This window comes from Streptomyces corynorhini (assembly GCF_003346515.1).
Classification (GTDB): Bacteria; Actinomycetota; Actinomycetes; order Streptomycetales; family Streptomycetaceae; genus Streptomyces; species Streptomyces corynorhini.
Map to the genome: position 1 here is coordinate 1 of NZ_QQNA01000225.1, position 24,332 is coordinate 24,332.

Genomic DNA, 24,332 nt, shown 5'->3' on the forward strand with positions numbered 1-24,332 from the left:
CGGCTGGGGGCGGCGCGCGCCGCCCCCAGCCGCAGGGCCAGGTTCTCGTTGCCCAGGAAGGTGACGTTGATCCGGGTGCCGGGCGGAAGACGGTCGCGGGCCTCTTCGAGCCCGGTCACGTCCTTGCCCGTCATCTCCAGGGAGAAATCCTCCAGCAGCAGGGCGACGGCCGAGCCCGGGGACGGGGCCGTGGAGAAGTCGTCCATGGTGCTCCTCGGTGCTCCCCTCGCGGGCTCTTCCGGCGCGCGGGGGTCAGCGCTGCGCGTATCCGTCCAGGAACGTACCGATCCGGGTCACCGCGTCGGTCAGATCCTGCACCGAGGGCAGCGTCACGATCCGGAAGTGATCCGGCTCCGGCCAGTTGAACCCCGTCCCGTGCACCACCATGATCTTCTCGGCCCGCAGCAGGTCGAGCACCAGCTGCCGGTCGTCCTTGACCTTGTAGACGGCGGGATCCAGCCGGGGGAACAGGTAGAGCGCGCCCTTCGGCTTCACGCAGGTCACCCCGGGGATCCGGGTGAGCAGGTCGTACGCGACGTCGCGCTGCTCCAGGATCCGGCCGCCGGGCAGCACCAGGTCCTGGATGGACTGGCGACCGTTGAGCGCGGTGGCCACCGCGTGCTGCGAGGGCATGTTGGCGCACAGCCGCATGTTGGCGAGGATCGTCAGCCCCTCGATGTACGAGGAGGCGTGCGCCTTGGGGCCGCAGACCGCGAGCCAGCCCGAGCGGAACCCGGCCACCCGGTAGTTCTTGGAGAGCCCGTTGAACGTCAGCGTGAGCAGATCGGGGGCGACGGCGGCGGTCGGGGTGTGGGTGGCGCCGTCGTACAGGATCCGGTCGTAGATCTCGTCCGAGCAGACCACCAGGTTGTGGCGGCGGGCGATCTCGGTGAGCGAGGCGAGCATCGCGTCGTCGTACACGGCGCCCGTCGGATTGTTCGGATTGATGATCACGATCGCCTTGGTCCGATCGGTGATCTTCCGCTCGATGTCGGCGAGGTCCGGCATCCACTCGGCCTGCTCGTCACAGCGGTAGTGCACGGCCGTGCCGCCCGCCAGCGACACCGAGGCCGTCCACAGCGGATAGTCGGGCGCGGGGACGAGGACCTCGTCGCCGTCGTCCAGCAGCGCCTGCATCGACATCTGGATCAGCTCGGAGACGCCGTTGCCGAGGTAGATGTCCTCGACGTCCAGCTCGATGCCCTTGGTCTGGTAATGCTGCATGACGGCGCGGCGGGCCGAGAGGAGCCCCTTCGCGTCGCCGTAGCCGTGCGCGTCCCCGAGGTTGCGCAGCATGTCCTCAAGGATCTCCGGCGGGCACTCGAAGCCGAAGGCGGCCGGATTGCCGGTGTTCAGCTTGAGGATGCGCTGGCCCGCCGCCTCCAGCCGCATCGCCTCGTCGAGCACCGGACCCCGGATCTCGTAACAGACGTTGGCGAGCTTCGTTGACTGGATCACCTGCATGTCGGCCACCTTACGGCCGTGTAACGGAGCCCGCCTGGTGTTTTTGCCCACGTTGCCCCGCTCGGACGACCGTCCGACCGTATGACCGGAGCGACGGCGGGGGCGCCCGTCGGGGTCGCCTGTCAGGGCCTCTTGCCAGGGCCCCGCCCGTCGGGGCCGCCTGCCAGGGCCTCCTGCCAGGGCCTCCTGTGAGGGCGTCTGGCAGGGCCGCCTCTAACGGACCGGGAAGCTGAACGCGTACCCCCGCTCGCGCAGCCACGGCACCAGCTCCCGCAGCGCCGCCGCCGTCTGCGACCTGTCGCCCCCGCCGTCGTGGAAGAGGAGTGTGGGCCCGTTGGGCAGCTCGTTCCTGACCGTGCGCAGGATGGCCCCGGTCCCCGGCTCCTCGAAGTCCTTGGAGTCCACGTTCCAGCCCACCGGGCGCATCCCGGCCGCCGCCGCGATCTGCCGGCTGTACGGGGTGAAGGCGCCGCCCGGCGCCCGGTAGTAGAGGGGCTTGACGCCGCCCGACGCCTTCTCGATCTGCCGGGCCGCCTTGAGGATCTGCTCCTTCTGATACGCCCGCGACTTGTGGTCCATTCCGGTGTCGTGCGCCACCGAGTGGTCGCACAGCCGGTGGCCTTCGGCCACGACGCGCTTGACGATGTCGGGGTGCGCCTCGGCCTGCGGGCCGACCATGCAGAACGTCGCCTTGACGCCGTTGTCCCGGAGGATCTTGAGGATCTTCGGGGTCCAGACCGGGTCGGGGCCGTCGTCGATGGTCAGGTTGACGGCCTTGCCGCCGCTCTCCGCCGCGTGCGCGATATCCATGTTGACCAGGGGCGGCGGCAGCTTCGCGTCCGGCCGCGAGGTCTGGTCGGGCAGCTCGGGCGGGCGCGGCGCGGCGATGGGCTTGTCGTCGACGGCCGTCGCGTGGCCGGTGCCGCTCGGCCGGGGCACGGTGGCCTTCCCGCCCGCCTTGCCGTCCGCCTTCCCGTCCGTGTCGTCCGCCTGCTGGTGCCCGCACCCGGCGAGCAGCGCCGCACCCACGAGCACGGTCACCGCCGTCAACGCGCCCGTCCGCGCGCCCGCTCGCGCGCCGCCGCGCCTCGTGGCGCGCGCCGTCCCCCGTACCCTCTGCCGCCCCATGTCCCCCACCGCTCCCGTCGCCGCCGCACTGTGTCCGGGGAGAGAGACGAGCGAAGGGGCGTCCAGGATCCGTTTTCCGCGGATCGATCATAAGTTTGTGGAGCCACCCGGGCGCGGTCCGCGCAGCTCAGCGCCTGTCGGCTCTCACCCCGCGACCACCCGCAGCGTGCCGGGCCCGCGGTTGAGGGCGTCGAGCGCGGTGGCCGTCGCGTCGTCCGCCGGGAGATGGATCAGGAGCCGCTGTCCGTCGGCCTCGGGGAGTTCGAGCGTCTCCTCGGCCAGCCGCAGTTCGCCCGCCTCGGGGTGTGCCAGCCGCCGGACACGCCCGCCGCGCGGGAGCGTCCGGGGCAGGGCCGCCCAGCGCTCGGCGAAGGGCGCCCCGGCGGTGACGGTCAGTTCGTGTACGAGGCCGCGCAGGTGGTGGTCGTCCGGCACCGAGTCGACCTTGAGCCGGGCGATCATCGCGTCGGCGTCGGCGGCCCACTCCGGATGCGCTGCCCCGGCCCGCGGGTCGGTGAACAGGAACCGTACGAGGCTGGGCGCCGGCGGATCCAGCAGCCCGACCGGGCCGAAGACCCGCGCGTAGCCGTCGGTGCGGGCGAGCACGTCCGTCAGCCGGTTCAGCAGCACGGCGGGCGTGGGCTCCAGCCGGTCCAGCAGGGCCCGCAGCGTCGGCCGCACGGTACGGGCCGGTGGCCTGCCCGCCCCCGGGCACAGCCGGTCCGTACCGCTGGCCGCCTTGACCGTGTGCGCGAGGGCCGTGCGGTCGTCGGGGGTGAGCCGCAGCGCCTCGGCGAGCGCGGCGAGCACGGGCGGCGACGGATTGCGGTCCCTGCCCTGTTCGAGACGGGTCAGGTACTCGACGCTGATCCCGGCCAGCGTGGCGAGTTCGGACCGGCGCAGCCCCGGCGTGCGGCGTCTGCCGCCCATCGGGAGGCCGAGGTCGGCGGGGGAGGTGGCCTCGCGCCGCGCGCGCAGGAAGAGGCCCAGCTCGTTGTGGCTCACCCGGGCAATGTACCGGCGGCCCGCGCGGGCCGGACATCGGACGATCCGGCCGGATGTTCGTACATGTCCGGCGTCCGGGTCCGGCAGGCAGGCAGGTCCGGTGTGCGGGTCCGGCGTACGGGTCCGGCGGGCAGGTCCGGCGTACGGGTCGCGGGATCGCCGCAGCGTGGCCCTGCGGCTACCAGCCTCCGCCCGGCCTTCCTGCGCACCACCCGTACCGGCAGGCTGAGACGGTCCCGCACGCCACACGCCGCACCCCCGCCGCACGCCGCACGCCGCACCCCGCCGTACCGCACCCCCGCCGTACCGTGCTCCCGCCGCTCCGCGCTCCGTGTCCGGAGCCGGGCGTATGTTCCGAGAGGCCCACCGTGTTCATCGCCTTCGCCGTCGTCGGCATCCTGCTCGCCCTCGCCCTGACGGCGTCCGCCTTCGCCGACATCACCCGCGCGGAACAGATCGTCACCTCGATGTCCAAGCTCGGGGTGCCGGACTCCTGGTTCCTCCCCCTCGGCCTCGTCAAGCTCGCGGGCGCGCTGGGGCTGGTGATCGGGGTCTGGGTGCCGTTCCTGGGCGTGGCGGCGGCGATCGGCGTGGTCCTGTACTTCATCGGCGCGCTCATCACGCACCTGCGGGTCAAGGATGACGAGATCGCCCCCGTCATCGGGCTCATGCTGTTCGGCGTCGTGGCGCTCGTGCTGCGCCTGGCCTCCGTCTGAGCCGCCTGCCGGACGCCGGGCGCACCCGCCGCGGCCGTACCCGCCGCGGCCGTACCCGCCGTGGCCGGGCGCACCTCCGTGGCCGTACGCGCGCCTCCGTGCTCAGGCGGACCCGCGTACGGAGCGGCCCGCCAGCACCTGCGTCCTGCGCCCGTCCTCGATCACGAACCGCCCGTCGATCAGTACGTGCGGGATGCCCACCGGCGGCGTGCGCGGCGCCTCGAAGGTGGAGCCCGCCGCCACCGTGTCCGGGTCGAAGAGCACCAGATCGGCGCGGTACCCCTCGCGCACCAGCCCCCGGTCGGGCAGCCGCAGCCGGGCCGCCGGGCGGGAGGTGAGATGCGCGACGCACTCCTCCAGCGTGAGAATGCCCAGCTCACGGGCGTACCGGCCCAGATAGTGCGGGAAGGTGCCGTAGGCGCGCGGATGTGGCTTGGCGCCCTGGAGGATGCCGTCGCTGCCGCCCGTGTGGACGCGGTGGCGCATGATCCGCCGGACGTTCTCCTCGTGGCCCACGTGCTGCAGGATCGTGGTGCCGAGCCCGTCCTCGACCAGCAGCCGCCGCGCCGTCGTCCACGGCTCCTCGCCCGCCGCGGCGGCCGACTCCGCGACCGTACGGCCCACGTACCCGGCGAGCGCCTGGTTCATGACGCCGGAGATCTCGATGGTGTCCCACTCGATGGGCACCCCGTGGCAGCCGTCCGCGCCGACGATCTCCAGGTGGTGCCTGATCCTCCCGGCGGACGCCGGGTCCCGCAGCCGCTCCATGATCGCGTCGGGGCCGCCCTCGCTCGCCCAGCTGGGCAGCATCGCGACCAGCGTGGTGCACCCCGGGGTGTACGGATAGGTGTCCAGCGAGATGTCCGCGCCCGCCGCCAGCGCTCCGTCCAGCAGCGCCAGCAGATCCGGCGCCCGGCCCTCGTTGACCGCGAAGTTCATGGTGGCGTGCGCGAGATGGAGCGCGCAGCCCGCCCTGCCGGTGAGCGTCACCATCTCCTCGTACGCTTCGAGCGCACCGGCTCCGTAACTGCGGTGGTGCGGGCAGTAGTAGCCGCCGTAGCGCGCCACGACCCGGCACAGCTCGGTCAGTTCCGCGTCGTCCGCGTACATCCCGGGCGTGTACGTCAGCCCCGAGGACATGCCGACCGCGCCCTGCTCCATGGAGTCGGCCACCAGCCGCTTCATCCGGGCCAGTTCGGCGCCGGTCGCGGGCCGGTCGTCCCAGCCGACGGCGAGCATACGGACGGTGCCCTGCGGGATCAGATAGGCCGCGTTGACCGCGATGCCCCGCCCGTCGAAGCCCCGGCCCTCGAAGGCGCGGTCGAGCCGGTCCAGATACTCGCCCACCGTGCGCCAGTCGAAGTCGACGGAGGTGTCCCCCTCCCCGCCGCCGTTCCAGCCGTTGACCGCCTGCCGGACGTGGGCGAGGGTCCGGTCGTCGACCGGCGCGTACGACAGGCCGTCCTGGCCGATCACCTCCAGGGTCACGCCCTGCGCGGCCTTCGCGGTGTGCTCGGGGTCGCGCAGCAGCGCCAGATCACTGTGCGCGTGCATGTCGACGAAGCCGGGGGCCAGGGCGAGTCCGGCGGCGTCGAGGACGCGCGCGCCGGACGGGCGCGGGCCCTCGCCCTCCCGCCGGATCTCCGCGACACGGCCGTCGGTGACGCCGACATCGGCGCGGTACGAAGGACCGCCCGTGCCGTCGATGACACGTGCGTCGCGCAGGACGAGATCCACAGCGGGCCCCCCTCAGAAGAACGTACGGATGAGGTCGGTGACCGTGCCGTCCGCCTCCACCAGCGGGATCAGCTGCCACTTGTCGAACGACGTACAGGGGTGCGACAGCCCCATCCCGACCCAGTCGCCGACGTCGAGACGCGCCCCGGGCCCGGTGGCCAGCCAGCCGTGCTGGTCGGACAGGCCGGTCACGGCGATGCCGTCCGCCGGGCGGATCTCGCCGGTGCGCCCGTCCCGTACGACCTGTGCCTCGGGCAGGTCCAGGTCGTACGCGGCGTCCCGCTTGCCCGCGTTGACGAACGCCTGGCCGGGGGAGGGGCGGGAGACGACCTGGGCCCAGAGCCGGAAGGCGGGCCGCAGCGAGCCCTCCTCCGGGACGCGGTTGAAGGGGGTGAGGTGGCGGTAGTGCCCGTCGTCGTGCGAGACGTACGCGCCGGAGCGCAGCAGCTTGAGCACGGGACGGGAGAGGGCCGGGACGTCGGCGAAGACGTCGGCCACCGCGTCGAACCAGGCGCTGCCGCCCGCGCTGACGATGATCTCGTCGGCCCGGCCGAACCGGCCCGCCGCGTCGAACTCCCCGGCCAGCGCGGTCAGCCGACGCAGCCAGGCGCGGACGCGCTCGCCGTCGGCGCCCGGCACCTCGCCCTCGTAACCGGCCACCCCGGTCAGCCGCAGCGTGGACACGGCGGCCACCGCGTCCGCGACGGCGGCGCACTCCGCCTCCGTACGCGCCCCGGTCCTGGCGCCCGCGCCCGCGCCCAGCTCGACCACGACGTCCACGGGGCGCCCGGCGCCCGCCGCCGTGAGCGCCTCGTCCATCAGCTCCACGCCGCGCACGGAGTCGACGTAGCAGACGAAGCGGAAGCCGGGGTCGGCGTCCAGCTCGGCGGCGAGCCAGCGCAGCGCCGCCGCGTCGACCAGCTCGTTGGCGAGGAAGATCCGCTCGATGCCGAACGCCCGGTAGACCCGGGCCTGATGGGGGACGGCCGCGGTGATGCCCCAGGCCCCGTACTCCAGTTGGCGCGCGAAGAGCCGAGGTGCCATGGAGGTCTTGCCGTGCGGGGCGAAGGCCAGGCCGTGACGTTCCGAGTACGTCTTCAGCAGGGCGAGGTTGTGCTCGACCGACTCGGCGGACAGGGCGAGGACGGGGGTGGTGAAGCCGCCGGTGAACAGGGAACGGCGCTCGGCGGCGAGCGCGCCGACGGACCGCCCCTCGGCGTCCGGCGGCAGCCCCTTGAAACGGTGGTCGATCCGCTCCGCGCTGAGATCGTCGGCGGCGGCCATGGGACCCCTCCCCTTCGTGGGATTCGTTGTCGTCGCGTGCGGTGCCCGGTGTGCCCGCAGGGCATCACGTTGCATTCCATGCAATGGCCATTGCGTATATCGCTCAACGCTGTCTAACATCCGAGCCGACAGCGGGTCAATGGTGACCCCGCGACCGGCGAACCGCGAGGAGCCCCCGAGTGACCGCAACCGCAGACACGACCGTCCGCCCCGGTACGGATCACCCCGGTACGGACGCCGTCTGCCTCGGTGAATCCATGGTCACCTTTCTGCCCTCCCGCCCCGGGCGCCTCGCGGACGTCCCGTCCTTCGACCGCACGATCGGCGGCGCCGAGTCCAACGTCGCCTGCGCGCTGGCCGCCGTCGGCCACCGCGTGCGGTGGGTCGGCCGGGTCGGCGCCGACGGCTTCGGGGACCATCTGACCGAGGCGATCGCCGCGTACGGCGTCGACACCTCGGGCGTACGCAGGGACCCCGGCCGCCCCACCGGTATCTACTTCCGCACCGCCACGGACCGCGCCACCGACGCCCACGAGGTCGCCTACTACCGGGCCGGTTCGGCGGCGAGCGCCATGGCGCCGGGGAACCCGCCGCGCGCGGACCTGTGGACCGGCCGGGTGCTGCACCTGTCCGGCATCACCGCCGCCCTCTCGGACGGCTGCCTCGCCCTGATGCGCGAGCTGACCGCCAGGGCCCCTGGCCGCCCGCTGGTCTCCTTCGACGTCAACCACCGCCCCGGTCTGTGGCGCCGCCCCTCCGACGCCCGCGTCCTGCTGGAGCTGGCCCGGGGCGCCGACCTGGTCCTCGTCGGCGAGGACGAGGCGGCGGAGGCGTGGGACGTGCACGGCGCCGACGCGATCAGGGCCGCGCTGCCCGAGCCGACGACGGTGGTGATCAAGCGGGGCGCCGCCGGGGCCGTCCTGTACACGCGGGAACCCGCTGCCGCGGCGGAACCGGGTACGGCGGCCCGGGGCCCGGCCTCCGGCGACACCGTCGTCTCCGTACCCGCACCGCGCGTGGACGTCGTCGCGCCCGTCGGCGCGGGGGACGCGTTCGCCGCCGGGTTCCTCTCCGCCACCCTGCGCGGCCTGCCCGCCGCCGCCCGGCTGCGCCACGGCCACCTCATGGCCGCCGCCGCCCTCACGGTCCCCGGCGACCTGGGCGCACCGCCCTCCCGCGACCACGCCGACCGGCTCGCCGCCCTCGACGAGGCGGCCTGGGGGACACTTCGCCTGGGCCCCGGCTGGACCTCGGCCGGAGCCACGGAGAAGGAGGTACGTACCCCATGAGCCAGACCGTCGACCGGGCGCTGAGCATCCTCCCGCTGCTCGCACGGGGCCCCGCCGACCTGGGGCAGGTGGCCGACGCGCTCGGCGTCCACAAATCGACCGCGCTGCGGCTGCTGCGTACGCTCCACGAGCACGGCCTCGTCTACCGCCAGCAGGACGGCCGCCACCGGCTGGGCGCGCGCCTGTTCGCGCTGGCGGCGGAGGCGGTGGAGAACCTCGACGTACGCGAGATCGCGCACCCCCACCTCCTCGCGCTCAACGAGGAGTGCGGCCACACCGTCCACCTCGCGGTGCACGAGGAGAACGAAGTCCTCTACATCGACAAGGTCGAGAGCCGCTATCCGGTACGGATGTACTCGCGCGTCGGCAAGCCCGTCGCCATCACCGTCGCCGCCGTGGCCAAGCTGCTCCTCGCCGACCTGCCCGAGGGAGAGCGGCGCGCGCTGGCCGAGCGTCTCGACTACCCGCTCTACACGGCCCGTTCCACGCCGCACGCCGCCGCCTTCCTCAAGGAGCTGGCGGCCGTACGGGAACAGGGCTGGGCCACCGACCTCGGCGGCCACGAGGAGTCCATCAACTGCGTCGGCGCGCCCATCAGGGGAGCGGACGGCCGGGTCGTCGCCGCCATGTCGGTGTCCGCGCCGAACGTCGTCGTCACCGCCGAGGAACTCCTCGCCCTGCTGCCGCTGGTGCGCCGTACGGCCGACGCGATCAGCGGGGAGTACTCGGGGACCACCGCCTCGTCCCCGTAGCCGGCCGCAGCGGTCCCCGCGGACATCGCAAGCACCATCACATCGACGCACACAGGAAACGAAGGACGGCTCATGACCGACAAGACCGCGCTCACCCCCGCCACGCACACCACCCCGCCCGCGAAGTTCTCGCACGGTGTCCGCAAGGGGAACATCCTCCAGGTCGCGGGCCAGGTCGGCTTCCTCCCCGCGGTCGAGGGCCAGACCCCCACCGTGGCGGGCCCGACCCTGCGCGAGCAGACCCTCCAGACCTTCGCCAACGTCAAGGCGATCCTGGAGGAGGGCGGCGCGAGCTGGGACGACGTCATGATGATGCGCGTCTACCTCACCGACGTCGACCACTTCGCCGAGATGAACGACCTCTACAACACGTACTTCGGCGAGCAGGGCCTCAAGGAGGCGCCCGCCGCCAGGACCACGGTCTATGTGGGCCTGCCCAAGGGCCTGTTGATCGAGATCGACGCGCTGGCCGTCCTCGGCTGACCCGGCGCCACCGGCCGTCACCGGCCGAGCGGTACGGCCGCGCGTGCGGCCGTACCGCTCCTCGCCCTGCCCTGATCTCCTCGTCCTGCCCGATCCCCCCCACCGACCGAGGTGTCTGCCATGCCGCTCGCCGCTGACGCGCCAACCGAGGCCCCACCCCATACGGGCGGCCTGCTGCTCCTCCTCGACGGCACCGCCGGTCTGCTGACCGTCGCGGCCCTCGGGATCGTGCTGCTGCTGGTCCTCATCATCAAGGTCAGGCTCCAGCCCTTCGTCGCCCTGCTCGGCGTCTCCATAGCCGTCGGCCTCGCCGCCGGTCTCTCGGTCACCGAACTCTTCGGCACGGTCCAGAAGTCCGCCGCCGTCTCGATGATCGAATCGGGAATGGGCGGCATCCTCGGCCATGTCGCGATCATCATCGGACTCGGCACGATGCTCGGGGCGATCCTCGAAGTGTCCGGCGGCGCCGAGGTGTTGAGCAGCCGACTGCTCCATCTCTTCGGCGAGAGGCGCGCGCCTCTCGCGATGGGGCTCACCGGCCTGATCTTCGGTATCCCGGTCTTCTTCGACGTCGGCATCTTCGTCCTCGCCCCGATCGTCTACGCGGCGGCCAAACGGTCCGGCAAATCGATCCTGCTGTACGCGATGCCGCTGCTCGCCGGTCTCTCGATGACCCACGCCTTCCTGCCCCCGCACCCGGGCCCGGTGGCCGCCGCGGGGCTGTTCGAGGTGGATCTGGGCTGGGTCATCCTCATGGGCGTCCTGGTCGGCATCCCGGCCGTACTCGCCGCCTGGGCCTACGCCGCCTGGATCGGGAAGCGGCTCTTCGTGGCCGTCCCGCAGGACATGGTGGAGGCCGCGGAGGAGTCGAAAGCGGCGGTCGCCGCCGAACAGCGGGCGTCGGGCGTCACCCCGCGCGAGACGCCCGTGGCGCTGGGCACCGTGCTCGCGATCATCGGCACCCCGCTGCTGCTGATCCTGCTGGCCACCTTCTCGTCCATCGCGCTGGACCCGTCGACGCCACGGTCGGTCATCGAGTTCTTCGGCCACCCCTTCGTGGCGCTGACGATCGCGCTGCTGCTCGCGTACTACCTGCTCGGCATCCGGCGCGGCTGGTCGCGCCACTCGCTGGAGACGGTCTCCACCTCGTCCCTCAAGCCCGTCGGCAACATCCTGCTGGTGGTGGGCGCGGGCGGCGTCTTCGGCGCGGTCCTCAAGGGCAGCGGGATCGCCGACGCGCTCGCCGACACCTTCAACGACGTCGGACTCCCGGTGATCCTGCTGGCCTGGCTGATCTCGGTGGTGCTGCGGGTGGCCCAGGGGTCGGCGACGGTCGCGATCGTCACCACCGCCGGCATCGTCGTCCCACTGGTCGAGGGGCAGGGGCTCTCCCAGGCGCATCTCGCGCTGATCATCATGGCGATCTCGGCGGGCTCGATCTTCGCCTCACACGTCAACGACGGCGGATTCTGGATGGTGGCCAAATACTTCGGCATCTCCGAGCGCGATACGTTGAAGTCCTGGACGGTCCTGGAGTCGGTGCTGTCGGTCGCGGGCTTCGCGATGGCCGCGCTGCTGAGCCTGGTCATGTGACGGCCCCGGAGACACGGACGGAACGGGGGAGCGCGCGATGGCGGACGGGCACGGGGCAGCGCGCTACGGCGGGCCCCGATAGGAGCCCCGCCGCCCGGCTCCCCGAGCGGCTCGCCGAACCCGCCCCCGTTTCGGGCGTATACCTCATGGGCCGTGACCAGCGGCGGCGATCCGCGCGCGGTCATCCGGAGTGGCGAGACGCCCTTGCGCGACCACCCCCGCCCCCCTTTAAGTGACTCACGTCACTTAAAGGGGGGCCAGTGGGAGGCGTCGACACGTATGGCAGACACCGTGGAAACCGGCTCGGGTGACACCGTCTCCCGTCCGCGCAAGTCGAGTTGGACCTATATCGGACCGGGCATCGTCGTCGCGGCGACCGGGGTCGGCGCCGGCGATCTGGTCGCCACACTGATCGCGGGCAGCACGTTCGGCTACACGCTCCTGTGGGCCGCGGTCATCGGCTGCGTCGTGAAGATCTCGCTGGCCGAGGCGGCCGGCCGCTGGCATCTGGCCACCGGCCGCACCCTCTTCGACGGCTGGGCCGGCCTGGGCGGCTGGACCACCGTGTACTTCTCCGTGTACGTCGTGGTGTGGGGCTTCGTCTACGGCGCCACCGCCATGTCGTCCAGCGCCCTGCCCATCGTCGCCCTCTTCCCCGACGGCCCCGGGCTCAGGGTCTGGGCCGTCGTCACCGGACTGATCGGCCTGGCCTTTGTCTGGTTCAACCGCTACGCCGTCTTCGAGAAGGTCATGACGGCCCTGATCGCGGTCATGTTCGTGATCGTGATGTACGTCGCGATCCGCGTCGCCCCCGACCTCGGCGCGAGTCTCGCGGGCCTGGCGCCGGTTCTCCCGGACGGCTCGCTGCTCTACACGCTCGGGCTGATCGGCGGCGTCGGCGGCACGATCACCATGGCCGCGTACGGCTACTGGATCAACGCCAAGGGCTGGACCGACTCCGGCTGGATGAAGGTCATGCGCCTGGACAACCGGGCCGCGTACCTCACCACGGGACTCTTCGTCGTCGCCATGCTCGTCATCGGCGCCGAGCTGCTCCACTCCTCCCGGATCGCGCTGACCTCGGGCGACCGGGGACTGATCGACCTCGGGACCGTACTGGAGGACCGCTTCGGCGCGACGACGGCGAAGCTGTTCCTGGTCGGCTTCTTCGCGACGTCGTTCTCCTCGCTGATCGGCGTCTGGCACGGCGTGAGCCTGATGTTCGCGGACTTCGTCGAACGGATGAGGAGGGACCGGGCGGGCGGCGGTGCGGAACCGGCCGGCACGGCACAGGAGGTGGCGGCAGCGGGCGACCGCGAGCGCTCGGTGCCGTTCCGCGCCTATCTGCTCTGGCTGACCTTCCCGCCCATCGCCCTGCTCTTCCTGGACGAGCCCTTCGGCCTGGTCGTCGCCTACGGCGTACTGGGCGCGTTCTTCATGCCGTTCCTGGCGCTGACCCTGATCTGGCTGCTCAACTCGGAGCGCACACCGCCCGAGTGGCGCAACGGGATGCTGAGCAATGTGATGCTGGCGGCGGCGGGACTGCTGTTCGTGGTGCTGTGCGTGCAGCAGGTGCGGGAGATCCCCTGGTAGCGGATCCCCGGTGGCGGCGGGTACGGACGGATCGCGGCGCGCGGGCGCCGCACGCGCGGCAGCGCCGTCGGTGGGGCGTCGACGGCGCTGCCGGCCCTGTGGGGGCTCGGGGGTGTCGCGGAGGCGGCCCGGCTACGGGCCTACGGAGTAACGGAGTTACGGAGTCACGGAGTCACGGAACCACGGAGTTACGGCAGGCCGTGGACGTGCGGGCCGACCGTGTTGGACCAGGCGTTGCCCGCCGTGGCGTCCCAGTTGGTGGACCAGGTCATGGCGCCACGGATGCCGGGGTAGGTCCTGGCGGGCTTGAAGGAGCCGCAGTTGGTGCCCCTGGCCAGGCAGTCCAGCGCGTTGTTCACCACCGAGGGGGCGACATAGCCGCTGCCCGCGCCCCTGGCGGACGCCGGGACGCCCAGGCCGACCTGGGACGGGTCGAGGCCGCCCTCCAGCTGGATGCAGGCGAGGGCCGTGAGGAAGTCCACCGACCCCTGCGAGTAGACCTTGCCGTCGCAGCCCAGCATCGAACCGCTGTTGTAGTACTGCATGTTGACGACCGTGAGGATGTCCTTCACGTTGAGCGCCGTCTTGAAGTACTCGCCGGACGTGGACTGCATGTCGATCGTCTGCGGCGCCATCGTGAGCACCAGTCCGCTGCCCGCCTGCGCGGAGAGCTGGCGCAGCGCCGTGGTGAGGTAGGTGGAGTCGATGCCGTGTTCGAGGTCGATGTCGACGCCGCTGAAGCCGTACTCCCGCATCAGCGCGTACGCGGAGTCGGCGAACGCGGTCGCGGAGGCGTCGCTGTTGATGGTGACGTTGCCCAGCTCGCCGCCGATCGACAGGACCACGGACTTGCCCGCGGCTTTCTTCGCGGCGATGTCCGCCTTGAAGTCGGCGGCCGAGCCGTAGCCGACGGCCGGGTCGAGGGTGAAGGTGATCCGGCCGGGTGTGGCCGTCGCGTCGGCGAAGGAGACCGCGATGATGTCGTACTGCGCCGGGACGTCGCGCAGCTTCTGGACGGTCGCGCCGTTGTTGAAGTTCTGCCAGTAGCCGGTCAGGGCGTGCTGGGGCACGGCCGGGTTGCCGGACCCCGGGTCGGAGCCGCCGCTCTGCGCGGTCCTGGCGGTGACGGTGGCGGACTTCGCCGACTCGCCCGCCGCGTTGACCGCCGTGACCTGGAAGTCGTACGAGGTGTTGGCCGCGAGCCCGGTCACGGTCGACGACGTACCGCTCGACGACTGGACCTTCGTGCCCGAGCGATACACCTGGTAGCCGCTCGCCCCGGACACCGCGTTCCAGTTGAGCGTCACGGACGAGGAGGTGACGGAGCCGGCCACCACCCCGGCGGGCGCGCCGGGGATCTGGGGCGCGGGGTCGCCGCCCCCGCCGCCGTCGGGGCCGAAGACGGAGATGTCATCGGCGTAGTAGGGGCTCTGCCCGTACCAGCCGTGGGTGTAGACCGTCACGGACCGGGTCGACGCGCCCGTCCTGAACGTGGTGGTGAGCTGCTTCCAGCCCGAGCTGTCCGGCGTCCAGGTCGACACGTCGGTCGTGCCGGTGCCCTCGGCACCGAGGTAGGCGTAGCCGCCCTGGACCCAGGCGCTCAGTGTGTAGGTGGCGCCCGGCTGGACGGCGACGGTCTGCGCGCACTTGGCGTTGTCCTGCCCGGCGGGCGTGGCCTTGAGGGCGGCGGCGCCCCCGTGCACGGGCGATCCGACGGTGGTGCCGCTGCCCGCCGAGCAGGTCCACCCGGTGAGCCCCGACTCGAAGCCCGCGTTCTTGGCGACATTGATGTCGGCTGCCTGGGCGGTCCCGGCCAGACCGGTCACGCTCAGCGCTCCGGCCGCCAGCACGGCGACGGCGCCGCCGATCCAGCTCCTCGTACGTCTCGTGCCGCTGCCGGCCGAGCCTGGTGCGCGTTCCACTTGCTGCCTCCGTGGGGGCGAGGGGGATGGAGGTGGGTCGGGAGAGGAACGGTGGCCACCGTTGAGCGTAAAGCTGGTCCAGACCAATCGAGTTGTCAAGACCTGTGGCAGTCGTTCGTCCCGTCCCCTCGTCAGTCCTCCTGGAGCCGCTCCACCGCGTAGCCGGTCACACAGCCCAGCACCAGCACCGCGTTGGACATCAGCACGCCCTCGGCGACCAGGCCGTCCCACTGGAGCGCCAGGTTGATCACCTGCGCCACCACCGGGACCGTGAAGGCCGCTGGCAGATGCTGCGCGGGGCTCTCGCGGTACGGGTCGGAGTGCACCCGGCCCGCCGCCCAGGTGGCCAGGGCGATGCACATGGCGTTGGGCAGGTGGATCAGCATCAGCCGGCCGCCGAAGCTCTCCAGGGCGCTGTCGGAGGCGAGGTAGTCGTAGACGACGGTGGCCTGGAGGTACTCCGTGAAGAGCAGGACGACGATGCCGGCCGCCCAGGCGCGCATGAGGGCGAACACCGGGGCGCCGGGCCCGTCGCCCTGCCGTGCGGGCGCTCCCGGGTAGTCGTAGCGCGTCATCGCTCCTCGCTTCCCGACAGTTCGCCGTCCATGGGTTCCCCCGTCGTTCGTTCGCTGGGTCGTACGCGGTGGTCGTCCGCGTGGGTCGTGGTGTGCGGGTCGTGGTGTGCGGGCCGTGGTGTGCGGGTCGTGCTGTGCGGGTCGTGCTGTGCGGGTCGTGCTGTGCGGCCCCGCGCGTCGTGCCGGAGGGGCCGTGCCGGAGCGGCCGGGCCGGTGCCGCCGGGGCGCGCGCCTCACCACACCGTGAGGAGGAACACCGCCGTGAAACAGGCCGCCGCCAGGGCGCACCCCGTGACCAGCAGCGCGTACTGCGCCACCGGGGACCGGTTGCCGGGCCCGGCAACCGTCGCGGTGCGGCCGGGGGCGGCCGGGTCGTAGGCCACCGTCACCCGCGTGCCCACCCGCGTCGAGCGGGTCGCCAGGTCCTCGAACTCGATCTCCGCGCCGTCCGGATCCCCGGCCGGGCGGAACGCGAAGAAGTACCGCCGCGCGTCCGAGCGGTGGTACGGCTCCGTCTCGACCCGTACGCACACCCCCGGCGCCCGGCCGTCCGCCCGCAGCGCGCGGACCACCGCGGCGAGCCTGCGGCCGTAGTGCGCCGCGAGCCAGCCGAACAGCAGGATCATGCCCACGAAGAAGACGTACTCACCGCCCGGGACGTCCATGGCCGCCCCGCTATTTCAGGGTGAGGGAGTCGAGGATCCGCCGCAGGTCACCGTCGCCGAGCTTCCCCTTGACCGCGTCGATCCGTACCGCGTACGTCTTCTTCGCCGTATCGACACCCGCGACGATCACGCCCTTGACCCGGGATCCCCTCTCGGTGAACTCGAAGTCGACGCGCCGTGCCTCCGTCTTCTTCCCGCCGGGGCCCGCCACCTCTATCTCGGACTGCTTGCCCAGCGTCGAGCCGAGCGCGATGCCCGCCTCCGCGCCGATCGCCGCCTCCTCCGCCGAGTCCGCGTCGGTGAAGTCGAGCTGCACGGTGATCATCCCGACGTCCTTGCCGCCCTCGGAGAGCGTCGCCGCCGCCGCGTTGTACTTGCTGCGCTCGGTGGCGCTCTGCGGGGTGAAGCCGGGCGGGTGGGCGACGGTGAGGGCGGAGGTGCGCAGCGTGCCCCAGCCCTCGGGCAGCGCCCCGTCCGCTCCCGTACCGCCGCTCCCCGCCGCGCCGCCGGTGTCCGCTCCGCAGCCCGCCGTCACGGTGACGAGGACGGTGGAGGCGGCGGCCGCGGCCAGCCATCGGAGGATCTCTCTGCTGTTCATCGCGTATGCGCTCCTGTCGCCGGCGGGGTCAGTTCGCACAGTAGCTGTACGGCACATAGGTGCGGCTGTCTCCGTGCGGGGCACCCAGGAACTGTGCCTTGTCGAGTGTCTCTTCCTTCTTCTCGGTGGAGACGGAGAATCCCAGGCTCAGTCCGAGATTCAGCTCGAAGCCGTACTCCGCCGCCTGCGTGTCCCCGGTGTAGTTCGTCCGGCTGGAGAGGCCCTCGTCGAAGAGGAGCCGGCCGAAGGGGTCGTCGGCGCCGGGCCGCTCGGTGGGGGCGTGGTCGTCGAACATGTAGCTGAAGGGCGCGGCGGTGTCGCCGTGGCCGTCCAGCCAGGTCTGGGCGATCGCGCGCTGCCGGTCGCCGTCGGAGCCGGGCGGGACGACCACGGAGTTGGTGACGACTTCGATGTCGCTGCCGCCGTCGCCGTCCGTGACGCTCCCGCTGCCGCCGCGCTTGTCGTCGCCGCTCTTGCCGTTGTCGCCGCCGACCTTCATACCGTCCTTGGTGGAGCCCTTCTCGACGGTGCGGGTCATGTCGATCCGCAGCAGTTCGCCGGACTTCTTGTCGTAGGTGACGGTGATGGTGCCGGTCTGTGTGGTGGACGCCGAGTAGCTCCCGCCGACGGGGCCCGCCTCGTACCCGACCTTGCTGCCGTACTCGATGGCCGCGCTGTACGTGTACGCCTTGGTGCCCTTGAAGTCGTTGTTGGTCCAGGTCACCTCGGGCGCGAACTTGAAGTTGCCGCCGAGTGAGGCGCTGAGCTTCTTCTCGTCGCCCGCCGACAGCTTCAGCCCGCCCGCCGCGCCGGCCTCCAGGCCGATCTTGCCGTAGGTGATGTGGCGGTCGCCGAGCTGCTCCTCGACGTGGTCGCGCAGCTTCTCCTCCTTGGCCATCGGGCCCTTGCCGAAGAGGTAGAGGATGCTGTTGCCGAGGCCGCCGCCCTGCGCGTTGGAGGTGCGGTTGGCCAGCTCGTACGTCTTCAGCTCTTCGAGTTCGTCACGGAAGGCGGCGGCGTCCGCCTCGCTGTCGAAGACCCAGGTGTCCCCGTTGGTCACCTTGATGCCCGCGCCGAGTTCCACCTTGTCGGCTCCGAACTTGCCTATCTTCGCGCCCGGTTTCCAGTCCTTCTTCGCGGCGACGGAGGCGGCGTCGGTGAACGTCAGCATCACCTGCTGGTCGTTCTCGTCGATCTTGCCGTCCCCGTTGACGTCCTTGTTCGACTGATAGGTCGTCTGCTGGAATCCGTACTCCTGGCCCCACTCGAAGAAGAGCACCTTCGCCTTGGCGCCCGCCTTGTCGGTGAACGACGAGATCTGGCAGAGCGGCGGTTCGTAGTCGGCGTCCGTCTTCGGCTCGGGGTCCCTCCCGTCGGGCCCCGCCGCGTCGCAGGTGCCGCTGAAGGTGACGAGACACCGCAGTTGAGCGGCGATGGTCGCGTCCACCCCCGTACTCACGATCGCGCCCCCGATGGCCGCCACGACCACCACGACGCCCACGTACTCGGTGGCCGTGGCGCCGCGGTCGCGGCGTCGCCCTCGTCTCGCTCGCAGTCCCATCCGAACGTCCCCCGTACCTGGCCGCGCATCTTTTTTCGCACACGTAATCGGAATCGGAGCGTACGGATGGGGGCAGGAGTGTCGCGTGGGCCCGTGGACCCAACTTGGGCCCAAAGTCGCCGTCAGGGCTCGCGAATTCGAGCGAAAGGGTTTTTCCTCGAAACGGAAGTGACTGTTGACTGCTTCGTCCGACTTTGCCGGAGGGCGCTGCCCGGATGACCGATCGCGGACATCCGCCAGGTGTTCTCCGTACCCCAGGACGTGGATAAAGTGCACAGCCAGAAGCACGGAGCAGGTAGAGAACTGCGGATGCCGGAACTCCGGCGTCCGGAGCCGAACGGGGAACCAGCGTGCCCACCGCGATCGCAGTCACCAGCCCTGATCTGGTGCTGCCACCAACGGATCACCAGACGCCCACCGCGGCGCTGCTACAGTCGCCCGGAGTCCAGCCCCTGGACGCCGCGCTCGCCGATATGCAGGTCCTGGTGGAGCAGCACGGCTACGTCGTCGCGCTCTACCCCGCCTCGATCCCGGTGGCCCACGAGCGGCGCCTGCACACCGTCAGGGCGATGCTGGAGAGCGACCGGATCGCGCTGCTGAAGCTCGATCTGCCGCCCCTCGGTGTCGCCGTTCTCGTCCGCCAGTTGAGACAGCTGTCGATCTGCGACTTCAGCGCGGGCGTGGTCGCCTCGGCGGCCCGTCTGCTGTCGCACTACATCTACTCCGGAGCGATGCTGCACACCGTCGCCAAGCTCGACCGGGTGCCGGTGAGTCTCAAGGCCCACGCCAAGTCCTGGGTCCCCGGATCCCAGTTCGGGGTGGTGGCCGCTCCGTCGCCCCAACTGATCAAGATCGGGACGGGGAAACTCACCGGCCCGGAGTTCGGCACGCAAATGATCATAGGCAAGGGGCAGTCCACGTCGGACTGGGTCACCGCGACCCTGGCTCCTGCCTGGCAGGTCCAGGGAATCGAGGAGAGCACGCTTCCGGCCGATTCGCGCGTCTGGTGGGGAACCTCCAAGATGGTCGAATTCGCCGCTTTCCTGCCTGATATCTCAGTCCTTTACCAACTTGTTTCCTCCGTGCGCCGGGAAAATTGTTCCTGGTGCGGTATCGAACTCATAGGTGATCGCTGCGGATTCTGTTCGGCCTCGCTCCTGCCCGCCGGTTCGTCGGCGGCGGGCGCGGCCGTGTCGTCCACCGCACCGGCCGCCGCGTCCCCTTCCGCCGCCGCGGCACCGGCCGACAGCCAGAAGCACGCGACCGGTGTCCTGAAACGCGGAGCGATCACGCAGCGCGGGTCCTGACCCGCCGCGCCCGCTCCCTCCCCGCTCCACGCCACCCCATGTCCCCTCCGTCCCGGCCCTGTTCCCTCCCGGTTCTCCCCAAGTCGCGGCTCCCACGCCCAGGCTCTACGTCCCACGTCACCGAACGAGGTTGTCCCGCTCATGAATTCACGGCAACGCCGCGGCGTCATACTGCTTCTTCTCTCGGTCCTCTGCGCCTTCGGTGCCTTCGCCGGTGTCCTCTCGGTGATCAGCGACGTGAACTCGAAGGTCGGCCCCGAAGTGGCCGCGTACCGGCTGAAGGAGGACGTCGCGCCGTACACGCAGCTCTCGCCGGACCAGTTCGAGAAGATCTCCATGCCCCGGCGCTGGCTCTCCAAGAACGCCGTGACGGACCTGTCCGTCGTCAGCGGGAAGATCGCCGTCACCCAGCTCAAGCAGGGTTCGCTGCTCCAGGACGACATGATCGTCAAGCGGCCGGCGCTCGCCAACGACGAGCAGGAGATCGCCATCATGATCGACGCCGCGACCGGCGTCGCGGGCAAGATCTCCCCCGGGGACCTGGTCAACATCTTCGCCACCTTCGCCGGTGACAGCCAGAACGGCGGCAAGTCCGAGTCCCGGATCATCGTCCCCAACGCCAAGGTCATCGACGTCGGCAAGCTCACCGCCCTGGAGCCCGACGAGGACGGCAAGAGCCGCAGCGCCGTCAAGCAGGCCGTGCCGATCACCTTCGCGCTCAAGACCAAGGACGCGCAGCGGATCGCGTACGCGGAATCCTTCGCGCAGCATGTACGGCTCGCGCTTCTCGCCGACGGCAGCCCGACGACGTTGCGGCCCGGCGAGAACATCTACACCCTCGAAGGGGACAAGTGAGGGACGAATGACGACCCGCATCCTCCCGGTCGTCGGCGAAGCCGACGCCGCCCGGTCCATCACCACCCTGCTCAGCCAGCTGCCGGAAGCGGAGCCGGCCGCGCCGGTCGGTGACTCGACCACCCTGATCGACACCCTGGGGCGGCTGGCCGCCGAGTCGATCGACGAACTGCCGGAGGTCGTGCTGGTCCATGAGCGGATCGGCCCGGTGCCCGCTCTGGAGCTGATCCGGGAAGTCTCCCTCCGGTTCCCCGCGGTGGGCGTCGTCCTGGTCACCACGGACCCGAGCCCCGGGCTCTTCTCTGCCGCGATGGACTCGGGCGCCCGCGGCCTGGTCGGCATGCCGCTCTCCTACGAGGAGCTGGCGCAGCGCGTCCAGGCGGCGGCGGGCTGGTCCGTGGGCGTACGGCGCCATCTCGGCCAGGGCAACGATGTCTTCACCGGCCCCGGCGGCACCGTCGTCACGGTCAGCGGCGCGAAGGGCGGCGTCGGCACGACACTGACCGCCGTACAGCTGGCCCTGGCGGCCAGGGCGTCGGGCATGAACACGGCGCTGGCCGACCTGGACCTCCAGGCCGGCGACGTCGCCTCCTACCTGGACGTCCAGTTCCGCCGGTCGATCGTGGACCTCTCGGCCATCCAGGACGTCTCGCCCCGGGTGCTCCAGGACGCGGTCTTCATCCATCCGACCGGCATCGGACTGCTGCTGGCGCCGGGGGACGGGGAGCGCGGCGAGGAGATCAACGAACGGTCCGTGCGGCAGATCGTCAGCGCCCTGCGCCACCGTTACGACGTCGTGGTCATCGACTGCGGCACCCAGATGAACAGCGCGAACGCCGCCGCCATCGAGATGGCCGACACCACGGTCCTGGTCACCACCCCCGACGTGGTCTCGGTCCGCGCCGCGAAACGCATGGTGCGGCTGTGGGACCGGCTCCAGATCCGCAAGGCGGAGGAGACCGTGACCGTGGTCAACCGCCACAACCGCAACACCGAGATCCAGCCGCCGCTGATCGAACGGATCACCGGCACCCGGGTCTCCCGGGTGACCGTCCCCGCCAACTTCAAGGAGCTGCAGGCGGCGGTGGACGCGGGACGGATGCAGGACCTGGAGGCCAAGTCCACCGTGAAGCAGGCGATGTGGGGACTGGCGGGGGAGCTGGGCCTGGTGAAGGCTCCCGACCCCGTCGAGAAGGGCGGCAAGTCCAGGGGCGGCCAGGGCGCGTTCAAGGGAGACCGCGGCTCGATAGGCATCCGCCGGGGACGGTCGAAACCGTAGGCCGGGACTGATCGATACCGACGAGGTCGAGGGGACACGTTGCGCCATGAGTGTGCACAGCAGTGCGAGAGCCGAGGCGCGGCACGGGCAGAGCCCGGCCGCGCGGCGGGGTGACGGACGGATACCCGGCCGCCTGAGGGCGGCCGGGCTCAAGGCGGTGCACGGGCTGTCCGGGCGCGGCCGGCCGGGTAGCGGGCTCCGGGCGCGCGGCGCGCGGGGCGACCGGGGACAGGCGGCCGTCGAGTTCGTCGGTGTGATGCCCGTCCTCCTGGCGACCGCCGTCCTCCTCTGGGAGGCGGCGCTGGTCGGCTACACCTTCTCGCTCGCGGGGAACGCGGCCGACGAGGCGGTACGGGCCGGGGCGGTGGCCGACGGATCGCGTACGGCGGCCTGCCGGCAGGCCGCGCGGGAGCACCTGCCCAGCGCCTGGAGGCTCGGCGACGTCAGCTGCGCGACATCCTCGTCCGGGGAGGAGGTCAGGGCGGACCTCACCCTCGACCTGCCCCTGCTGTTCCCCGGCGTCAACATTCCGATCAGCGTGCCCGCGCACGCCTCCGCCGTAAGAGAGAGCTGACCCATGTGGAAGCGTCCACGCGGCGATGGCCGCGACCGGGGCAGGGCCGGGGACCGGGGCCAGGCCGGCATCGAGTTCGCCGGACTGATCACCCTGCTGCTCCTGGTGGCCCTGGGGGTGATCCAGCTCGGGATCGCGGGCTACGCCGTGCAGCAGGCGGGTACGGCCGCCCGCGCGGCGGCCCGCGCGGAGACCTACCGCGAGTCCCGGATGACCGCCGACCAGGCGGCGAAGGCCGCGACGAGCGACTGGCTGGACGTGACCGTACCGGCGGTGAGCAGGTCCGGCTCCGCCGTGAAGGCCGAGGCGAAGGTCAAGATCCCCTCGATCCTGCCCGTCTTCACCCTCCCCGACGCGACCAGGAGCGTCACGATGCCGCGCGACTGACCGTCGCGTTCGGCTCCGTACGCTCCGTACCGCGCCACAGCGCGCCGTACCCGGCCGTACAGGACGCCACCCCTTGACCACCGGCTACCACCATCGCACCACGCAGAACCAGGGAGTTGAGGACGATGAGCCTCCGGGCGCGCATCAACAGCCCCGAGCCGACGAGCGGCCAGAGCGAGGAGAGCCTCCTCGTCGGTGTCTACCGCGCCAAGCTCCTTCAGGAGATCGACCTCGCGGAGATGTCCGCGCTCGCGGCGGCCGAGCGCAGGGCCCGGCTCGAACGGGTTCTGGGCCATATCATCAGCCGCGAGGGGCCGGTCCTCTCCACCGTCGAGCGCAGCCAGCTGATCCGCCGGGTCGTCGACGAGGCGCTCGGGCTCGGCATTCTGGAGCCCCTCCTCGAAGACGCCTCCATCAGCGAGATCATGGTGAACGGCGCGGACCAGGTCTTCGTCGAGCGCAACGGACGGCTGGAGATGCTGCCCATGCGCTTCACCTCCAACGAGCAGCTCATGCAGACCATCGAGCGCATCGTCTCCACGGTCAACCGCCGGGTGGACGAGGCGAATCCGATGGTCGACGCGCGCCTGCCCTCGGGCGAACGCGTCAACGTGATCATCCCGCCGCTCTCCCTCACCGGCCCCATCCTCACCATCCGACGCTTCCCCCGCGCCTTCACGCTGCAGGAGATGATCGGCCTGGGCTCGCTGGACGAGCAGATGATGGTGCTGCTGGCCGGTCTGGTGCGCGCGAAGTTCAATGTGATCGTCTCCGGGGCCACCGGTACCGGGAAGACCACCCTGCTCAACTCCCTGTCCGGGCTCATCCCCGACGGCGAGCGCATCGTGACCATCGAGGACTCGGCCGAACTCCAGCTCCAGCAGTCCCATGTGATCACCCTGGAGAGCCGCCCCTCGAACGTCGAGGGCAAGGGCCAGGTCACCATCCGCGACCTCGTCCGCAACTCCCTGCGTATGCGCCCCGACCGGATCATCGTCGGTGAGGTCCGAGGCGGCGAGACGCTCGACATGCTCCAGGCGATGTCCACCGGTCACGACGGGTCGCTCGCCACCGTCCACGCCAACAACGCCGAGGACGCGCTGATGCGCCTGCAGACCCTGGCGTCGATGTCGGAGGTCGAGATCCCGTTCGTGGCGATCAAGGACCAGATCAACAGCGCCGTCGACGTCATCGTCCAGCTGACCCGGCACGCCGACGGCTCCCGCCGGGTCACCGAGATCGCCATCGTCGACTCCCACGGCCGTGAGGAGTACCGGATCGTCTCCGTCTGCCGCTACCTGGCGCAGCCGATGAGCGCGGACGGACGCGTCCACGGCACGTTCGCGTACTACCCGCTGCCGCGCCGGATCGCGGACCGGCTCTACCTGAAGAGCGAACCCGTACCGGCGGCGTTCGGCGTCGCCGCCTCCGAGGAGGAACTGGCCGTGCGCAGGGCGGCTGCCTGAGGAAGGGGGCCACGCGGCCCCTCTCCCCCTCCTCGGATCTCCCCGCCCCCACCCCGTCCCCGTCCATCGAGAAGGTCCCGCACGACATGGATAATCTCC

General features: G+C 71.3%; 22 protein-coding genes and 1 pseudogene. 12 read left to right on the plus strand and 11 right to left on the minus strand.

The window, feature by feature from the left end:
- From DVH02_RS25495 to DVH02_RS25510, 4 genes and pseudogenes are all read right to left on the minus strand, one after another.
- Positions 1-206 (minus strand): annotated as a pseudogene (locus tag DVH02_RS25495) (methylenetetrahydrofolate reductase); the annotation flags it as partial.
- Between the two features lie 46 nt (positions 207-252).
- Positions 253-1,464, minus strand: coding sequence for a pyridoxal phosphate-dependent aminotransferase (locus DVH02_RS25500; RefSeq protein ID WP_114626195.1), 1,212 nt, complete (start codon positions 1,462-1,464; stop codon positions 253-255).
- Between the two features lie 213 nt (positions 1,465-1,677).
- Positions 1,678-2,592: a polysaccharide deacetylase family protein gene (locus DVH02_RS25505; protein ID WP_114626196.1), complete on the minus strand. Its 915-nt coding sequence runs from the start codon at positions 2,590-2,592 to the stop codon at positions 1,678-1,680.
- A gap of 144 nt (positions 2,593-2,736) precedes the next feature.
- Positions 2,737-3,597 (minus strand): helix-turn-helix domain-containing protein, encoded by an 861-nt coding sequence (locus DVH02_RS25510; RefSeq protein WP_114626197.1) that lies wholly within the window; start codon positions 3,595-3,597, stop codon positions 2,737-2,739.
- A 368-nt stretch (positions 3,598-3,965) separates the two neighbouring features.
- Here DVH02_RS25510 and DVH02_RS36435 point away from each other — a divergent pair, with 368 nt between their 5' ends.
- Complete coding sequence (locus tag DVH02_RS36435) at positions 3,966-4,313, plus strand: DoxX family protein (RefSeq protein ID WP_233518454.1); 348 nt, start codon at positions 3,966-3,968, stop codon at positions 4,311-4,313.
- A 102-nt stretch (positions 4,314-4,415) separates the two neighbouring features.
- Here DVH02_RS36435 and DVH02_RS25520 read toward each other — a convergent pair whose 3' ends face one another.
- Complete coding sequence (locus DVH02_RS25520) at positions 4,416-6,050, minus strand: N-acyl-D-amino-acid deacylase family protein (RefSeq protein ID WP_114626199.1); 1,635 nt, start codon at positions 6,048-6,050, stop codon at positions 4,416-4,418.
- Positions 6,051-6,062: 12 nt separating this feature from the next.
- On the minus strand, positions 6,063-7,334 hold the full coding sequence (locus tag DVH02_RS25525; protein WP_114626200.1) for an alanine racemase: 1,272 nt from the start codon (positions 7,332-7,334) through the stop codon (positions 6,063-6,065).
- A 179-nt stretch (positions 7,335-7,513) separates the two neighbouring features.
- On the opposite strand from DVH02_RS25525, the gene DVH02_RS25530 reads away from it, so the two are divergent.
- From DVH02_RS25530 to DVH02_RS25550, 5 genes are all read left to right on the plus strand, one after another.
- Positions 7,514-8,623, plus strand: a complete 1,110-nt coding sequence (locus DVH02_RS25530) for a sugar kinase (protein ID WP_267899080.1) — start codon at positions 7,514-7,516, stop codon at positions 8,621-8,623.
- Positions 8,620-9,375, plus strand: coding sequence for an IclR family transcriptional regulator (locus DVH02_RS25535; protein ID WP_114626201.1), 756 nt, complete (start codon positions 8,620-8,622; stop codon positions 9,373-9,375). The genes DVH02_RS25530 and DVH02_RS25535 overlap by 4 nt, the downstream gene beginning before the upstream one ends.
- 72 nt (positions 9,376-9,447) lie before the next feature.
- A complete protein-coding gene (locus tag DVH02_RS25540; protein ID WP_114626202.1) occupies positions 9,448-9,858 on the plus strand; it encodes a RidA family protein in 411 nt (136 codons plus the stop codon).
- Positions 9,859-9,978: 120 nt separating this feature from the next.
- A complete protein-coding gene (locus DVH02_RS25545; protein WP_114626203.1) occupies positions 9,979-11,451 on the plus strand; it encodes a GntP family permease in 1,473 nt (490 codons plus the stop codon).
- 279 nt (positions 11,452-11,730) lie between these two features.
- Positions 11,731-13,044: an Nramp family divalent metal transporter gene (locus DVH02_RS25550; RefSeq protein ID WP_114626204.1), complete on the plus strand. Its 1,314-nt coding sequence runs from the start codon at positions 11,731-11,733 to the stop codon at positions 13,042-13,044.
- A gap of 188 nt (positions 13,045-13,232) precedes the next feature.
- On the opposite strand, the gene DVH02_RS25555 is transcribed toward DVH02_RS25550, so the two are convergent.
- The 5 genes from DVH02_RS25555 to DVH02_RS25575 form a co-directional block, all read right to left on the minus strand.
- The gene (locus DVH02_RS25555; protein ID WP_114626205.1) at positions 13,233-14,966 is read right to left on the minus strand and encodes a chitinase; all 1,734 of its coding nucleotides are present in this window, start codon (positions 14,964-14,966) and stop codon (positions 13,233-13,235) included.
- Between the two features lie 131 nt (positions 14,967-15,097).
- A complete protein-coding gene (locus tag DVH02_RS25560) occupies positions 15,098-15,541 on the minus strand; it encodes a hypothetical protein (RefSeq protein WP_114626206.1) in 444 nt (147 codons plus the stop codon).
- A 233-nt stretch (positions 15,542-15,774) separates the two neighbouring features.
- Positions 15,775-16,206: a DUF3592 domain-containing protein gene (locus DVH02_RS25565; RefSeq protein WP_114626207.1), complete on the minus strand. Its 432-nt coding sequence runs from the start codon at positions 16,204-16,206 to the stop codon at positions 15,775-15,777.
- A 10-nt stretch (positions 16,207-16,216) separates the two neighbouring features.
- Positions 16,217-16,804 carry a hypothetical protein gene (locus DVH02_RS25570; protein WP_114626208.1) on the minus strand — a complete coding sequence of 196 codons (588 nt, stop codon included), beginning with the start codon at positions 16,802-16,804 and terminating at the stop codon, positions 16,217-16,219.
- Between the two features lie 28 nt (positions 16,805-16,832).
- Positions 16,833-18,365: a hypothetical protein gene (locus tag DVH02_RS25575; protein WP_114626209.1), complete on the minus strand. Its 1,533-nt coding sequence runs from the start codon at positions 18,363-18,365 to the stop codon at positions 16,833-16,835.
- A gap of 350 nt (positions 18,366-18,715) precedes the next feature.
- Here DVH02_RS25575 and DVH02_RS25580 point away from each other — a divergent pair, with 350 nt between their 5' ends.
- The 6 genes from DVH02_RS25580 (at position 18,716) to DVH02_RS25605 (ending at position 24,233) form a co-directional block, all read left to right on the plus strand.
- A complete protein-coding gene (locus DVH02_RS25580) occupies positions 18,716-19,672 on the plus strand; it encodes a hypothetical protein (protein WP_114626210.1) in 957 nt (318 codons plus the stop codon).
- Positions 19,673-19,813: 141 nt separating this feature from the next.
- Entirely contained in the window at positions 19,814-20,527 is a 714-nt protein-coding gene (gene cpaB, locus DVH02_RS25585) for a Flp pilus assembly protein CpaB (RefSeq protein WP_114626211.1), read from the plus strand.
- Positions 20,528-20,534: 7 nt separating this feature from the next.
- Complete coding sequence (locus DVH02_RS25590) at positions 20,535-21,806, plus strand: AAA family ATPase (RefSeq protein WP_114626212.1); 1,272 nt, start codon at positions 20,535-20,537, stop codon at positions 21,804-21,806.
- Positions 21,807-21,852: 46 nt separating this feature from the next.
- The gene (locus DVH02_RS25595; RefSeq protein ID WP_114626213.1) at positions 21,853-22,380 is read left to right on the plus strand and encodes a TadE family protein; all 528 of its coding nucleotides are present in this window, start codon (positions 21,853-21,855) and stop codon (positions 22,378-22,380) included.
- A gap of 3 nt (positions 22,381-22,383) precedes the next feature.
- Positions 22,384-22,767 carry a TadE/TadG family type IV pilus assembly protein gene (locus tag DVH02_RS25600; protein WP_114626214.1) on the plus strand — a complete coding sequence of 128 codons (384 nt, stop codon included), beginning with the start codon at positions 22,384-22,386 and terminating at the stop codon, positions 22,765-22,767.
- Between the two features lie 125 nt (positions 22,768-22,892).
- On the plus strand, positions 22,893-24,233 hold the full coding sequence (locus DVH02_RS25605) for a CpaF family protein (RefSeq protein ID WP_114626215.1): 1,341 nt from the start codon (positions 22,893-22,895) through the stop codon (positions 24,231-24,233).
- Positions 24,234-24,332 lie beyond the last annotated feature (99 nt).